General features: G+C 50.3%; 14 protein-coding genes. 12 read left to right on the top strand and 2 right to left on the bottom strand.

Annotated features, from left to right (window positions below):
• Positions 1-192: 192 nt before the first annotated feature.
• The 12 genes from rpsF (at position 193) to HF324_RS05260 (ending at position 13385) form a co-directional block, all read left to right on the top strand.
• Positions 193-543, top strand: a complete 351-nt coding sequence (gene rpsF, locus HF324_RS05315) for a 30S ribosomal protein S6 (protein WP_246269420.1) — start codon at positions 193-195, stop codon at positions 541-543.
• 5 nt (positions 544-548) lie between these two features.
• Positions 549-824, top strand: coding sequence for a 30S ribosomal protein S18 (gene rpsR / locus HF324_RS05310; protein ID WP_078668863.1), 276 nt, complete (start codon positions 549-551; stop codon positions 822-824).
• A 6-nt stretch (positions 825-830) separates the two neighbouring features.
• A complete protein-coding gene (rplI, locus tag HF324_RS05305) occupies positions 831-1277 on the top strand; it encodes a 50S ribosomal protein L9 (protein ID WP_078668864.1) in 447 nt (148 codons plus the stop codon).
• Positions 1278-1374: 97 nt separating this feature from the next.
• Entirely contained in the window at positions 1375-2247 is an 873-nt protein-coding gene (locus HF324_RS05300) for a hypothetical protein (protein WP_168862062.1), read from the top strand.
• Between the two features lie 33 nt (positions 2248-2280).
• Positions 2281-2907 (top strand): rhomboid family intramembrane serine protease, encoded by a 627-nt coding sequence (locus tag HF324_RS05295; RefSeq protein WP_168810187.1) that lies wholly within the window; start codon positions 2281-2283, stop codon positions 2905-2907.
• Between the two features lie 47 nt (positions 2908-2954).
• Complete coding sequence (locus HF324_RS05290; protein ID WP_168810185.1) at positions 2955-3707, top strand: hypothetical protein; 753 nt, start codon at positions 2955-2957, stop codon at positions 3705-3707.
• 64 nt (positions 3708-3771) lie between these two features.
• Positions 3772-4164, top strand: coding sequence for a hypothetical protein (locus HF324_RS05285; RefSeq protein ID WP_168810183.1), 393 nt, complete (start codon positions 3772-3774; stop codon positions 4162-4164).
• A gap of 60 nt (positions 4165-4224) precedes the next feature.
• Complete coding sequence (locus tag HF324_RS05280) at positions 4225-4791, top strand: RNA polymerase sigma factor (RefSeq protein ID WP_168810181.1); 567 nt, start codon at positions 4225-4227, stop codon at positions 4789-4791.
• Between the two features lie 54 nt (positions 4792-4845).
• On the top strand, positions 4846-5817 hold the full coding sequence (locus HF324_RS05275; RefSeq protein ID WP_168862061.1) for a FecR family protein: 972 nt from the start codon (positions 4846-4848) through the stop codon (positions 5815-5817).
• Positions 5818-6038: 221 nt separating this feature from the next.
• On the top strand, positions 6039-9320 hold the full coding sequence (locus HF324_RS05270; protein ID WP_168862060.1) for a TonB-dependent receptor: 3282 nt from the start codon (positions 6039-6041) through the stop codon (positions 9318-9320).
• 32 nt (positions 9321-9352) lie between these two features.
• Positions 9353-10957: a RagB/SusD family nutrient uptake outer membrane protein gene (locus HF324_RS05265; RefSeq protein ID WP_168810175.1), complete on the top strand. Its 1605-nt coding sequence runs from the start codon at positions 9353-9355 to the stop codon at positions 10955-10957.
• 79 nt (positions 10958-11036) lie between these two features.
• On the top strand, positions 11037-13385 hold the full coding sequence (locus HF324_RS05260; protein ID WP_220101275.1) for a family 20 glycosylhydrolase: 2349 nt from the start codon (positions 11037-11039) through the stop codon (positions 13383-13385).
• 69 nt (positions 13386-13454) lie between these two features.
• Here HF324_RS05260 and HF324_RS05255 read toward each other — a convergent pair whose 3' ends face one another.
• Together HF324_RS05255 and HF324_RS05250 are read right to left on the bottom strand one after the other, a co-directional pair.
• Positions 13455-14555, bottom strand: a complete 1101-nt coding sequence (locus tag HF324_RS05255) for a D-TA family PLP-dependent enzyme (RefSeq protein WP_168862059.1) — start codon at positions 14553-14555, stop codon at positions 13455-13457.
• Between the two features lie 11 nt (positions 14556-14566).
• Positions 14567-15028, bottom strand: coding sequence for a RidA family protein (locus HF324_RS05250; protein WP_168862058.1), 462 nt, complete (start codon positions 15026-15028; stop codon positions 14567-14569).
• Positions 15029-15035: the final 7 nt, after the last annotated feature.

Genomic DNA, 15035 nt, shown 5'->3' with positions numbered 1-15035 from the left:
ACTTGTGGAAAACAGCCGTTCCGGTGATATCGGGGTGGCTGTTTTCATATTGATTTACAATAATTTATACATTAAACAGGAGAAAAGGCAAGATATTTAGGGATTAAAAGTCAACAGAACGCGGAAATTATCAATAGTTCTGTATCTTTGCACTCCAATTTTTTTTATTTAAAACCATTTAAACAGGGAATTATGAACTACGAATTGATGGTGATCTTTACCCCTGTGCTTTCTGAAGACGAATACAAAGCGGCTCAGAAAAAATTCGCTGACATCGTTAAAGATAACGGCGGAAATGTAACGCACGAAAATCCCTGGGGATTAAGATCACTGGCGTATCCTATCCGGAAAAAGACTACAGGCATGTACCTGGTTCTGGAATACAGTGCGCCATCCGACCTCAATGAGAAGCTGAAAATCCAGCTTAACCGTGATGAAAATGTATTACGCCACATGATCACTGCGCTCGACAAACACGCTGTTGAGTACAACAACCGCAAAAGACATGGTGTAAATGCAGAATCTAAAACCACTGAAGCTTAATTATTATGGCAGTTAAACCGAAAAAACAAGAAATTAAGTACTTAACAGCCGTAAAAACCGAGAAACGTCAGAAGAAATACTGCCGTTTCAAGAAAATGGGCATCAGGTACGTAGATTACAAAGACGGTGAGTTTTTGAAGAAATTTTTGAACGACCAGGGTAAAATGTTGCCCCGCCGTATCACAGGTAACTCCCTGAAATTTCAGCGTAAAGTAGCCCAGGCTATTAAGAAAGCTCGTCAAATGGCTTTATTGCCTTATGTTACTGACCTTTTAAAGTAAGAAGTTATGCAAATTATCTTAATACAAGACGTAGATAACCTGGGTCAGAAGAATGAACTGGTTAACGTAAAGAATGGTTACGCCAGGAACTTCCTGATTCCGCAGAAATTCGCGGTAGAAGCAAGTCCTTCCAACATGAAGCAACTTCAGGAACGCCTGAAAGTGCAGAAAGTGAAAGAAGAGAAACTGCTGGCTGAAATCGCGAAAGTGGTGGAAGTTCTGAAAGCTTCTCCTGTTAAAATCGGCGCTAAAACCGGTACTTCCGGTAAAATCTTCGGTAGCGTTACCGGTGTTCAGATTGCCCGTGCGATCAAAGAACAGAAAGGTTACGAAATTGACCGTCGCCGCATCCACATCCTGGATGATGTAAAAGAATTAGGTACTTACAAAGCACGCCTGGATTTCGGTAAAGGCAACGAAACCGAAATGGAGTTTGAAGTAGTGGCTGAGTAGTCTTTTTCCGGACAACCGGAATAAAATATTTCCCGGACTGGTGACAGTCCGGGATTTTTTTTGTTATTTTCATACATCATCTATTTCCATCAATTGTATGAAAAAGTACCTTTACTGTTTGCTGATACCCATTCTCTTTACCGCCTGCAGTACCCACCGGGCCAAAAAAACGCCGGTGCGGCTGACAGCCATCACCATACAAGGTGACAGTATTCCTCAGTACACTTTTCAATACGACCCGGCCGGGCATCTTCTCAAGCTGGTGAAACATTACAGCCGCCAGGACACGAACGTCACCACCTTTTTCTACGACAGTTCCCACCGCCTTACGGGTATGGAATCGGCCTTCGAAAGCCATCAACAGAAAACATTGCTGCAAAAGGCGACCGTTAAAGCGTGGGACGCACTGGGCAATATCACGGAAGTACAGTATTACGCGGCAGACAGCACACCGCTGCGCACCGCCCGCCTCGCCTGGAAAAAGGGAATGCCGTCGGCCCTGAAATACATCGACTCCTCACAGGCGATGAGCTGGAGCTATACCAATGGCAACCCCGACTGGAAAAGCATCTGTACCGATACATTTGCCGGCCGGCACCAGGATACCGGTTTTTATGTGCGCTCCGCCCGGTATGAATGGGACGATACCATCAACCCGCTGCGGCCGCTGGCCAACCAGCTGGTATTGGGCCCGGGGATAGCGCCGGTACTGGAGCCCACGCCAATGCCAAACCTGGCCACCTTCCTGCTGCCGGTGAGTATCAACAATCCCACACTGATCAAAATGGATGAACAACAAACGGCTGTTTACAAAAATACCTCCCAGCAATATCATCGTAACACCACCGTGCAGTTCTTCTACGCCTATAAAGACGGCTACCCGCAGAGAGCCCGCGTACACCTGCATTGTGAAGGATACACCAAACTGGGGTCAGACACCCAGGTGAACCTCGACTATATCTATCAATAAACCCATTCGGGAATTATCCGTACCTTTTAACGGATGTATAAACGCTCCGGATCCAGACAAATGCCCGTCACCCTGTTAGTGATAGCCGCCAATATACTGGTGTATGCGCTGACGGTTATGGCCGGTATGAATCTCTGGTGGGGCAATGGGGAACAGTTGCTGCACTGGGGCGCCAACTACTGGCCGCTCACCATTGGCCATGGTGAATACTGGCGGCTGCTGACCAGCATGTTTCTGCACGCCGGCTGGTGGCATTTGCTGACCAACATGCTGGGACTTTTTATTGCAGGCGTTTTCCTGGAGCCGGTCATCCGGCCGCTTCGCTTCATCATCGCGTACCTGGTAACCGGGCTGATAGCCGATTATGCCAGCGTATTGTTTCATCGCAATATGGTGGGCGTAGGCGCATCCGGCGCCATCTTCGGTATCTATGGCGTATTTTTCGCGCTGCTCACCACCCGCCTTTTCCCTCCCATAGCCCGCCATAATTTTCTCGGTTATATCAGCCTGTTTATCCTGCTGAACCTCCTCGTAGCCGGTTTCTCCCAGGACATTGACAATGCCGCCCATCTGACAGGGTTTCTCAGCGGTATGCTGATGGGCTATGTTCTCTATTTTACCCTTACTCCCGCCGACGGTTTACGTCTGCCGCACAGGTGATTTTGCCTTTGATAAATACCTACATTTGTATTCCTAAATTCCGTACTATGATAAAAAAGATCCTATTCCTGTTGGCGATTGTTCACTTGATGTACGCGTGTAACAACAACGGTAAACCATCAGGCGCAGACAGCACGCAGGCAGCCGCTGACACGACAGCGCCCGAAACCGCCGTCAGCGTTACCCCTGCGTACATCGACACGCTGGAAGCAGGCGACAAAAAGTTCCTCGTCTACTTTATTGACAAAGCGACCTATGAGCAATATCCTGCCTATGAGCCTTCCGGAGATACATCAGAAACCAACGCCCTGTCTAAAGTGACGAACGTAAAGCGGAATGGCCCTCAGCTGGTTTTTAATCTCGCCAACGGCGGACAGAAAATACGTACCGACAACCCGGAAGATGATGGCGAGGATTATGCCCGTTACCGCTACGCCGGCTACTACCCTGAATTGCAAAGACACGGCCTGTTCATTACCTATTATGAAGCCGACGGCTTTGAACTGCTGAATCCCGATAATGGCGATACGTTATATACCTGGACAGCCCCCGTTCCGTCTCCCGACAAAAAGTATTTTATCTGTCCCAGCATGGATATAGAAGCCGGTTTCAATCCCAACGGCTTCCAACTGTTCGAAATCAACAACAAGAATATCAAACTGGTAGGCGAAGCCGGTATTGAAAAATATGGACTGAGTGATATGCAGTGGATAGACAATAAAACGCTGATCGCAATCTACCAGACGCATGATGATATTGCGAGCGACCGTCACCGTTACGTGAAACTGGTGATGCAGTAACGGAGCGTTTGTTACGGCCTATTTAGTATATTTAGTAACCGTAACCCAAATCGATCCGATGCGTATGAAAAAATTAGTCCTCCTCCTGATGTTGGCAGCTGTTGTTTGCAGCAACGTAAACGCCGCTGCCAACTTAATACTGCCACAGGCGCCCACCATGAACGTAGAGGGGACCGCCAGCTCAATCGTTTCCAAACTCGATAAATCCCTCCGGCTGACAGACAAACAAAAACCAAGGCTGCTCACCATCGTCGCCGCTTACCTGCAACAGAAAGTAAACATTCAGCCGCTACAGCAAACCAACTCAAAAGCCTATGCCACAAAGCTCAACAGCATGCAGAACGGCCTGCACAACAAGCTGAAAGCGTTACTCACCCCTTCACAGTACACTGAATTTACGGGACTGAAACCCAAAACATTTGATGAGACAAATGTTTTGTCACAATTGTATTACTAAGCGTACTTCCCCCTCTATAAAGCCAGTGAACTTTGTTATGTTTGTACGAAAAGTAACTAATTGGAGGATTGGTCAGATAAAGCGCTGGTGTCTGCATTGCAGCAGGATCGGGAAGATGCCTTCCGTATCCTGTACGACCGGCATTGGGATTTGCTTTACAGCCGGGCCTTCAAAAAGATACAAGCCACCGCAGATATCTCTGATATACTCCAGGAGATTTTTGCCTATCTCTGGAAAAACCGTCAAACGCTTGTCCTGAAGTCCACTTTGGTAAATTACCTGTTGACAGCGCTGGACTACAAAATTATAGACTATTACCGCGCCCGTGCTGTGCGGATCAACTACTACCAGCAATACCTGGAAGCACCGGATGAACCGCATCATCCGGTGACAGATACCGTTCAGTTCCGTGAGCTGGAATCTCTTATACAACAGGAAGTACAGGCCATGCCTTCGAAAATGCAGGAAGTTTTTCTGCTGAGCCGTGACAAAGGTATGAGCGCCGCACAAATTGCCAGTCAGCTCGCTATCTCCGAGCAAACCGTCAGAAACCAGATCAGTAACGCGCTTGCCCGCCTGCGTAACAAGCTGGCCAATACCTATCTTTTTCCCGGAAGCGAAAAATAATTTTTTTTCATCTGGTATATCCTTCCCTTTCAACCGACCCTTTAAGTACGAGTTATGGAAAACAATGCGCTCAACAACAAACAGCTGCTGTTGTTGCTGGAAAAACACAGCAGAAACCAGTGCACAGAAGCAGAATTAGCACAGATCAGGGAATGGTATGAGCAACTGGATGTATCCGGAGAGAAATCCGATACCCTGCCGGGAAGCCCGGAAGCGGCCGTACTGAAAGCGGCCGGCTGGCAGGCCATTGCTCCCGCGCCACCGGTACGCAAACCCTTTTACCTGCGGCCCTGGTCCAAAGCTGCCGCCGCAGTGGCGCTCATAGCAGGCAGCGCATGGGGCACCATCTATCACTATCAGCACCGGTCCACCTCCCTCAGCGCCGACGCCAGCGTTGTACAACACCGCCTGCCGGACGGCACCGCCGTATGGCTGAATAAAAAAAGTAAACTGACCTGCTATCCCGGAGATGACAGGACCGTATCACTGGAAGGAGAAGCGTTTTTTGACGTAGCGAAAAATCCGGGGCATCCTTTCGTCATTCATACCGCACGTATGGACATCACTGTATTGGGGACTTCATTCAACGTAAAAGCATATAAAAACGACGTATCAGACGAAACATTGCTGGTAAGCGGCGCGGTAGAAATCACCCTGCGGGAACAACAATCCTCTAAAATACGCTTGCGGCCCAACGAAAAAATTATACTGCACACATCATCATCCAAACAACACCCGGCATCATATGAGCTGAAAAACAGTGTAGCCAACCATGACAGCACGCTCAATGAAACTTTATGGAGAGAAAACAAGCTGGTATTTAGTCACGAAACATTTGAACAAATCGCTGTAAAGATGGAACGCTGGTATGGTGTAAACATCCATATACAGGACCCGTCACTGAAAAAGCTGCTATTCACCGCCATCTTTGAAAATGAAACAGTGGACCAAACGCTGACAGCACTGCAGCTGTCCGCTCCTTTCCATTACCAGATAAACCAGCAAGACATTTTTATCACCAAGTAAACACCACTTATGACCTGATTACCACAGTGAACAAACTAAAAGGGGAAATGCGGACACATTTCCCCCACATCTGATCAACAGTTGCAGGGCTCCTCTCTTGGCGGACAGGGACCTGTTGCTTTTTTATTGACCAAAAGTTTTCTAAATGTATGAAAAAATCAAGGAGTTTTTTTCATGAGGGGACCTCTTATCCCTTCCTGATCCTTAAAACGATCATTCTAATGAAATTATCGTTCTTTATAACACTCATCACCTGTTTACAGGTATCTGCCGCCGCCTACTCACAGCGCTCCAAGGTTACGCTGAACGTATCTGATGTAAGACTCATGAAGCTGTTGAAGCTGGTAGAGAAAAAAACCAACTGTCGCTTTGTATACAATGATGACGCCATCTCACCCGACCTTATCGTGTCTGTTAACGTAAATGACGAACCGGTGGAAACTGTTTTATCCACCGTTCTGAGCAATACCGGCCTTACATTCCGTTTGTTGAACAATGACCTCATCGTAATAGCGCCTGTAAATACCATTATACAAGAGTTGACCGTACAGGGAAAGGTAACCGATAAGAATGGTACCCCATTAATCGGTGTAAGCATAAAAGTGGACAAAACCGGGAAAGGCACCATCAGCAATGAAAAGGGCGAATTCAAACTGGAAGCGCCCGGTACCGCCCATCTCGTTTTCACGTATATCGGTTATCAGCAGCTCATACTGCCGGTAAACAACCGCACAACTGTTGATGCTATCCTGGCAGAAGATACCAAAGGACTCAGTGAAGTGATCGTAGTAGGTTACGGCGTACAGAAAAAAGCCAGCCTTACCGGTTCTGTAGCCACCGTTAGCGGTAAAGACATCCGCTCCATGCCCGCCGCCAATCTCTCCAACACGCTGGCCGGACGCGCCCCCGGCATCATTGCGCGGCAGAACAGCGGAGAACCCGGCAACGACGGCGCCTCCCTCAGCATCAGAGGTAAAAGCACCTTCGGCTACAACAGCATGCTCGTGATCGTAGACGGTATACAACGCAGCTTCAGTGAACTGAACCCTGCAGATATCGAAACTATCAGCATCCTGAAAGACGCCTCTTCCGCCGCGATCTACGGTTCCAGGGCTGCTAACGGCGTTATGCTCATCACCACCAAACGTGGTACAAGCGGCGTCCCCACCATTTCTTACAACGGGTATGTAGGGTATCAGCAACCCGGCGTCCGGATGAAGCAACTGAATGGGGTACAATATGCAGAGATGTACAACGCAGGACTGGCGGCCAACGGCCAGCCCGCCCGCTATTCCGAAGAAGATATCAATACCATCCGCAACAATCCCGATCCCCTGAAAGGCCTTGCCAATACCGACTGGTGGAAAAGCACCATGAACAACGCCGCCCTGCAAACACAACACGACCTGAGTGTAAGAGGCGGCAACGACAAAGCCAAATATTATGTCTCCATCGGTTACCTGGACCAGAACTCCCTGTATAAGTCCACCAACTACAAACGGTATAACATCCGCTCCAATGTGGACGCCAATATCGGCAAACACCTGGTAGCATCCGTAGACCTCGCAGGGCGTCTGGAACGCAGAACAGGACCAGGCGTGGATGCCGGCACCATCTTCAATTCCATCATACGCGCTTCCCCACTGGATCCGGACTACTATCCCAACGGCCTCCCCGGCGGTACCACCGGCGGACGCAGTCCTATGATGGACGCCACGGCAAGCGGTCACCGGCAGCAGGACTGGAACACCTTCCAGAGTAACTTCGCCCTGAAATATACCATCCCCGGTGTGGAAGGTCTCTCCATAAAAGGCGTGGCAGCTTTTGACAAAAGAATGTTATACGAGAAACAGTTCTCCACACCATATTCCTACTATAAATACAACGCATCCACAAAAGACTACGATAAAATCACCCGCGCGGGCAACATCAACCTGACACAAAACTCCGAACAACAGGCGGGCATTACTACACAGGCGATCGTGAACTACATCCGCTCTTTCGGTAAACACGATGTGGACGGTACGCTCCTGTACGAAACCTACAACTACCGCATGGATAGAATGCAGGCTTACCGCGAACAGTTCGACAGCCCGTTGCTGGATGAATTATTCGCCGGGTCCAAAAGCGGTTTAAACAACGACGGTACGGCAGACGTGTATTCCCGCGCCGGTATAGCTGGCCGCTTTAACTATGCCTATGCCCACAAATACCTGCTCACCGCCACTTTCCGGTACGACGGCTCCCTGAGCTTCGCCAGCGACAAACGCTGGGGCTTCTTCCCGGGCGTATCTGCCGGCTGGGTAGTGTCAGAAGAAAACTTCTTTAAAAACAATGTACGCACCATCGACTATCTGAAAATAAAAGCCTCTTACGGTCAACTGGGTAACGACAGCGTGCGCGCCTTCCAATACCTGCCCTCCTACTATGCAGGTTCCGGCGGCGGCATTAATTCGGTGTACATCATCGATGGCAAACCTTACAACGGCATCTTCTCCGCAGGTTATCCCAATCAGAACATCGGCTGGGAAATAGCCACTACCACCGATATCGGTTTTGAAACGTCTCTGTGGAACCGCCTTTTAACGCTGGATGCAGGCTACTTCTACAAACGTACCAGCAATATCCTGCGCCCCAGGACAGCCTCTGTGCCCGGCACTTTCGGAGAACAACTTCCGTATCAGAATGTCGGCATCGTGGACAACCAGGGGTTTGAAGTGGAAATAGGCCATGAAAACCGTATCGGTAAAGTAAACTACAATGCGCGTGGTACCTTTACCTTCGCCCGCAACAAGGTCATCTTCATGGATGAAGCGGCCAATATACAGGCGTCGTTACGCCAAACAGGACGGCCCTTTGATCAGTATACCGGCCTGGTGGCCATGGGACTTTTCCAGAGCGAAGAAGAGATCAAAAACGCCCCCAAACAATATAACTTCCAACCCAAACCCGGCGACATCCGCTATGCCGATATTAACGGCGACGGCGTCATCAATGATCTGGACCGCACGATCATCGGCCGCAGCAAAGTGCCGGAAGTAGTGTACGGGCTTAACCTCGGCGCCTCCTGGAATGGCTTCGACATCAGCATGCTGTGGCAGGGCGCTGCCAACTTCAACACCTACATCGGTGCGGAACTGGCTTATCCCTTTTTCAATATCTCCAACCCGATGACTTACATGCTGGACTACTGGACGCCCGATAACCGCGGCGCCGAGTTCCCCCGGCCAGTTATCAACGGTAACGCCAACAACCTGAAAGGTTCTTCCTTCTGGCTGCGCGACGCCAGCTATCTCAAACTGCGCAGCCTCAACATCGGATACACCCTTCCTGCCGGATGGCTGAAACAGGCGCGCATACAACAGGCACGCTTATACGTAGCAGGCGCCAACCTGCTGACCATCTCCAGGCTGAAAGGACTCGATCCCGAAGTACCTTCCGAAACGCGCGGATATTACCCGCAGCAGCGCAGCATAAATATTGGCGTAAACCTGACATTATAATTTATCGGTTCACCGAAAACAAGGAAAGAGACATGAAAAAAATATATATCCACCTGGTACTTTGGACATTCGTGACAGGACTATTCTCCTGCACAAAAATGGACCAGTCGCCGGTAAACAGCCTGTCAGACGAAATCATCTGGAAGGACCCCAAACTGGTACAACTTTACATCGCAGACATCTATCAAAACCTGCCCATCGGTTTTGATGTTTCGCCGGACGGCACCGCCACCCTCGCCTGTATCACAGACGAAGCAAGGGGAAGCTACGGCTGGCTGGAAGCCAACCTGCTGCAGATCAACGGTAAGTATACTTCCATCAATGCGCCACTGAACATCTGGAGCGGCGCCTACAAAAGCATCCGTAAAACAAACGTCTTCTTTCAACAGATAGGGAGCGTCCCCAACCTGTCAGAAAGCGACAGAAATAATCTTATCGGGCAGGTTAAATTCCTGCGTGCTTTCTATTACTTCGAACTGGTGAAACGATATGGCGGCGTGCCGCTGATCACACAGCCGCAAACGCTGACGGAAGACCTGATGGTGAAACGCACAGACACCACCGTGATATATAATTTCATTGCAACAGAGCTGGATGACGCCGCCGCTAAATTGCCCGCCAGCGCCAAAGCAGGCTTAGCTTCGCGATGGACCGCACTCGCACTGAAAAGCCGCGCTATGCTGTACGCCCGCAGATGGGACGCTTCCGCCAAAGCATCCAAAGAGATCATCGACAAGGGTGGCTTTAGCCTGGTACCAAACTATGCTTCGCTGTTCAATACCAAACAGCAGGCGTCATCAGAAAGCATTTTTGAGATACAGTATCTGGACCCCAGCCGTGTGCATAATTATGACGCGATGAACGTGCCTTATTTTGACAATCCCGGTGACTATACCAGTCTTACCCAGCCCACGCAGGAAATGGTAGACGACTATGAAATGCAGGCAACCGGCAAAGCTATCACCGATCCTGCTTCCGGCTATGATGCACAGCAACCGTATAAAGGGCGTGATCCACGGTTTTATGCCACCATCCTGTATGAAGGCGCTTCCTGGAAAGGCCGCGTGATCCAGACGCGCGTAGGCGGCACCGATGAAATCGTAGGCCGCAATACCACCAACGACAATACAAAAACCGGGTACTACATTCGTAAATACCTCGATGAAACATTGCCGCTGGATAAAATCTGGAGCAGCACCCAAAGCTGGGTGGAATTCCGGTTGGGGGAGATCTTCCTGAACTATGCAGAAGCCATGAACAACCTGAACGATCCGGCTACCGCCAAAACGTATGTAGACCTCGTCCGTGCGCGCGCCCAAATGCCGGCAGTCCCGGCAGGACAGGGACAGGCACAGATGAGCAACATCATCATGCATGAAAGAAAAATCGAACTGGCTTACGAGAACCACCGTTACTGGGACCTCCGCCGCTGGCGTACTGCCGTCAGCGTATTGAATGGCAAAACATTCCATGGCATGCGTATCACCTTCAACAACGGTGTATACCAGTATGAAGTCATAGAAGCCGACCTGGGCGCCTCCTCCCCCAGAGTATTTACGGATGCTTATTATTTGCTTCCGATTCCGAAAACGGAACTGGAAAAAAACAAGGAGCTGACCCAAAACGAACCCTGGTAAACATCCTCCGGATTTATTAACTTCACGCTATCAAAAAGCCCTTTGCCCTGCGCAAAGGGCTTTATAAATAACAGGAACAATGAAATATCAATGCCTCGCCGTATTGTCGGGTCTCCTGTGGCAGGCAGCCACGGCCCAGCACATCGCGGATTCCGCTACTTTTGCCCTGGCAGCAGCCTCGGTAAAAACAATTCCCGCCATCCACAGCACTACGCGGCAGCTCCCCCTGCCCACGGCGCCTGCCGGCTATTCATTACAACTGAAAGGTACCGACCGGCTACCGGTGATAGACCGGCAGGGACGTATTACCACGCCGCTGGTGAATGTGCCGGTCAGCCTTTACTTTGTACTGCTGCGCCACCGGGACAGCGCTACCATGGACGTGCCCAATATCACCGTGACGGTGCCCGGAAAATATGCCGCAAACGCCGGTAACCCACCCCCTTTTGTCATCCCCGCGCTGCGCGAATGGTATGGCGGGAAAGGAAATTACACCCTGCCCAACAACCCGGCACTGGTGATAGACACACGGGACACCGCAGCCCTGCTGCCCGGCGTAACCGTCTTTAAAGCAGATCTGCAGCAGTTGACCGGGAGCCGGCAGATCAGTATCCGGACAGGGCAGCCGCGTAAAGGCGACATCTATTTCAGTTTACATTCACCAGACCGGTCACTGGAAAAAGAAGGTTACCAGCTGGAAATCGCCGGAGATATCCGTATTCAGGCAACGCATGCCCAGGGCGCTTTCTGGGCTACCCGCACTTTGTTGCAGATACTGGAGCAGGACCGGCAGCATCGTCATATCCCGCAAGGTATCACACGTGATTATCCAAAATATGCAGTTCGTGGTTTCGTACTCGATGTAGGCCGTAAGTTCTTCTCTATGGAATTCCTCCGGCATTATGTCAAATTCATGGCCTACTACAAGATGAATGACTTCCATGTTCATCTCAATGATAACGCCTTTAAACAGTTTTTCGGCGACAACTGGGACAGCACCTATGCTGCGTTCAGACTGGAAAACAATACTTTCCCCGGCCTTACGGCAAAAGACGGCAGCTACTCCAAAAAAGCCTTCATCGCTTTGCAGGACCTGGCTGACAGCTGCGCCGTAAAAATTATTCCAGAGATTGACGTACCGGCACACTCGCTGGCTTTTACGAAAGCCGTTCCGCAGACCGCCAGCCTTTTATATGGAAAGGACCACCTCAATCTTGACAGCGCTTCCTATGATATGATCGATAAAGTGTTCCGGGAATACCTGCAAGGGCCGGAACCGGTGTTTAAAGGCGATGAAGTGCATATCGGCACCGATGAGTATTCCAAAAAAGAAGCAGAGAAATTCAGGGCGTTTACGGACCATTATATCCGTTATGTGGAAAGCTTTGGTAAAAAAGTGCGGATGTGGGGCTCCCTCACCCATGCACAGGGCACCACGCCTGTAAAATCGGCTGGTGTGACCATGAACGCATGGTACAACGGCTACGCCGATCCGGCAGACATGATGCGCCAGGGATATGATCTCATCAGCACGCCCGACGGATGGCTATATATCGTTCCGGCAGCAGGGTATTACTACGACTATCTCGACGTCGCAAAAATTTATCAGCAATGGGAACCTAATATGATCGGAGAAGCTGTATTCCCGATGGGCCATCCACAGATAAAAGGCGGCGCTTTCGCAGTATGGAACGATCATTCGGGCAACGGTATCACCGAACAGGACGTGCATGACCGCGTATTCCCCTCCATGCAGGTACTGGCGGAAAAAATGTGGAACGGCCATACTCCGCAGAGCGACTATCAACAATTTTCCACCCGTAGCCGGTTGATCGGAGAAGGCCCCGGGCTCAATATGCGCGCTAAAATTACCAGCCGCGATTCGGTTGCCCTGCAATATGATTTCTCCGCCAACAACATCATTGATATCAGCGGCAACAACAGAACAGCGGGTCAACAACACCAGGTAAGCATCTCTCCGCAGAAAACACTGGTATTGCATGGTGGCAACAGTTATTTAAACACGCCGCTAACCGAAGTGGGTTATCCCTACAGCATTGAATTCGATCTTAAACCAGCTGCAGATAACCAGCCGGGAGCTGTGCTTTTTTCTTCTCCACACGCCGTGGTAAAGTATGATGGTGGCAAGTTAGGGTTCTCCCGCGAAGGTTATCATTACCACTTCAATTACAGTTTCTCCGCCAGTAAGGTGGCACATGTAAAAATCGCCGGTGACAACAAAGGGACATCTCTTTTTATAAACGGGCAGCTGGTCGAAAAACTGGAAGGCGCCATGCGGTCGTTTCCCAACACCAAAGGCAAAAATGCGATCATCCAGACGCTGGTATTTCCTTTACAGACAATCGGCGACAGTGTAAATGCGTTCAAAGGTGAAATCGATAATCTGAAAGTAATACAACATCCGTGATATTGTTGTAACAATAAAAAAAGTCCGTCAATAGCTAATTGACGGACTTTTTTATTGTCTTTCATAATGTTAATGTGCAATCATCCTGTCCCTGGCGATCACTTTCCACGTGCCTGTACACGCATGGTCTTCCACCACATAGGCACGTTCATATAGCGCCACCGTAGGGCAAATATGTAACGGCACGCCGTAGAACTCCGTGCCCACGGGATAAGCGGCCGTATCTGCCACTTTCAGCACCAGGTGTTCTTCGCTCTGGGATACCGGCTGCGCCTCCGGCGCATTGATAAAATGCACCCGTGGCTGCGGGTTTTCGGCTGCCACCGATTTATGTCCCAGGTCAAGGCACAACAGCTGTCCGTCAATAACTGAAACAACCCTTGACAATACCAGCGCCGCCCATTGAAAGGGCTGCTCCGGCAGATTTTTACCATAGCCCCAGTCCCAGAAAACGAAAGTCCCCGGACTGCATTCTATCACCGGCCTGGCAGCATGTATGGGAAAGGTAGGAGAACCACCGGCTACGATCACCGGCTCCGGCAGCCCGCAGGCTACAATAGCATGCTGTAATACCGGCACGGGTCCATATGCTTCGTCACAACGTTTTTTTCGTGTAGCCATGTCCGTATCATGCAGATGTCCGTCATAAACGTGTATGCCTACCGGCTGTATACCCGGCAGCATATGCAGGTGCTGATACAAATCCAGCGCTCCTTCGGGCTTAATGCCGGTACGGTTCATGCCTACGTTCAGATCGAGATATACCCGCAGTTGTTTTCCCGCCGCGGCAAACAGGCTGCTGATCGCTTCGGCGGCAGCCTTGTTATCCAACAGGCAGGCGAAATCCGTATCGGGATATTGTTGCACCAGCTCCAGCAGGCGTACCGCTTTGGGTCCTACCGGCTGATAAGCCAGCAATACGTCCCGGGCTTTTACCATGCCCAGCATTTCTGCTTCCGCGATGGTGGCGCATTTATATTTCTGTATACCGGCCGACTGCATCATCTGTACCACTTCTGCTATCTTACTTGTTTTTACGTGTGGGCGTAACCGTTGTACATCATCGATCATCGTTTTTAGCAGGCTGATGTTTTCCCTGATCCTCTCTTTATACACCAGCAGCGCCGGAGAGTCCACCTGTTCCGGTGTTTTAAGTTGATACCATTCCATAGGTTATATCATTAATGCAATTCGAACAATGCTTCTATTTCTACCGGGATATTGTCCGGCAGCGAACCGAAACCAACGGCGCTGCGCACGCCTACGCCGTTCTCCTGTCCCCATACCGCTGCAAACAATTCGCTGCAGCCGTTGATGATGTATGGGTGCCGTTCAAACTCCGGTACGCAGTTGACCATTCCCAGTACTTTGATGACTCTCTTGATCTTGTCCAGGCTACCCAGGTTCGTTACCAGGGTAGACAGGATGGCCAGTCCCACCTGCCGTGCGGCCAGTTTGCCTTCTTCGGGTGTCAGGTCTCTGCCGATGCGGCCTATGATGAGGCTGCCGTCGTCCTGCACGGTACCATGCCCCGAAACGTACACATGTTTTCCGTCTGTCAGCAGTGGCTTGTACACGCCCAGCGGCGCAGGCGCCGGTGGCAGCGTGAGGCCCAGTGCCGTGAAATTCTCCGTTGGTGTCATTTTCGTT

Origin of the sequence: Chitinophaga oryzae, from assembly GCF_012516375.2 — a bacterium.
GTDB classification, from domain to species: domain Bacteria; phylum Bacteroidota; class Bacteroidia; order Chitinophagales; family Chitinophagaceae; genus Chitinophaga; species Chitinophaga oryzae.
The sequence above is the reverse complement of the archived record's forward strand: the minus strand, read 5'-3'. Positions and strand labels throughout refer to the sequence as shown.

What these genes read in the sequence shown, in the direction of transcription:
- rpsF (WP_246269420.1), top strand. Translation starts at nt 193, where the DNA reads ATGAACTACGAATTGATGGTGATCTTTACCCCTGTGCTTTCTGAAGAC.
- rpsR (WP_078668863.1), top strand. Translation starts at nt 549, where the DNA reads ATGGCAGTTAAACCGAAAAAACAAGAAATTAAGTACTTAACAGCCGTA.
- rplI (WP_078668864.1), top strand. Translation starts at nt 831, where the DNA reads ATGCAAATTATCTTAATACAAGACGTAGATAACCTGGGTCAGAAGAAT.
- HF324_RS05300 (WP_168862062.1), top strand. Translation starts at nt 1,375, where the DNA reads ATGAAAAAGTACCTTTACTGTTTGCTGATACCCATTCTCTTTACCGCC.
- HF324_RS05295 (WP_168810187.1), top strand. Translation starts at nt 2,281, where the DNA reads ATGTATAAACGCTCCGGATCCAGACAAATGCCCGTCACCCTGTTAGTG.
- HF324_RS05290 (WP_168810185.1), top strand. Translation starts at nt 2,955, where the DNA reads ATGATAAAAAAGATCCTATTCCTGTTGGCGATTGTTCACTTGATGTAC.
- HF324_RS05285 (WP_168810183.1), top strand. Translation starts at nt 3,772, where the DNA reads ATGAAAAAATTAGTCCTCCTCCTGATGTTGGCAGCTGTTGTTTGCAGC.
- HF324_RS05275 (WP_168862061.1), top strand. Translation starts at nt 4,846, where the DNA reads ATGGAAAACAATGCGCTCAACAACAAACAGCTGCTGTTGTTGCTGGAA.
- HF324_RS05270 (WP_168862060.1), top strand. Translation starts at nt 6,039, where the DNA reads ATGAAATTATCGTTCTTTATAACACTCATCACCTGTTTACAGGTATCT.
- HF324_RS05265 (WP_168810175.1), top strand. Translation starts at nt 9,353, where the DNA reads ATGAAAAAAATATATATCCACCTGGTACTTTGGACATTCGTGACAGGA.
- HF324_RS05260 (WP_220101275.1), top strand. Translation starts at nt 11,037, where the DNA reads ATGAAATATCAATGCCTCGCCGTATTGTCGGGTCTCCTGTGGCAGGCA.
- HF324_RS05255 (WP_168862059.1), bottom strand. Translation starts at nt 14,555, where the DNA reads ATGGAATGGTATCAACTTAAAACACCGGAACAGGTGGACTCTCCGGCG.
- HF324_RS05250 (WP_168862058.1), bottom strand. Translation starts at nt 15,028, where the DNA reads ATGACACCAACGGAGAATTTCACGGCACTGGGCCTCACGCTGCCACCG.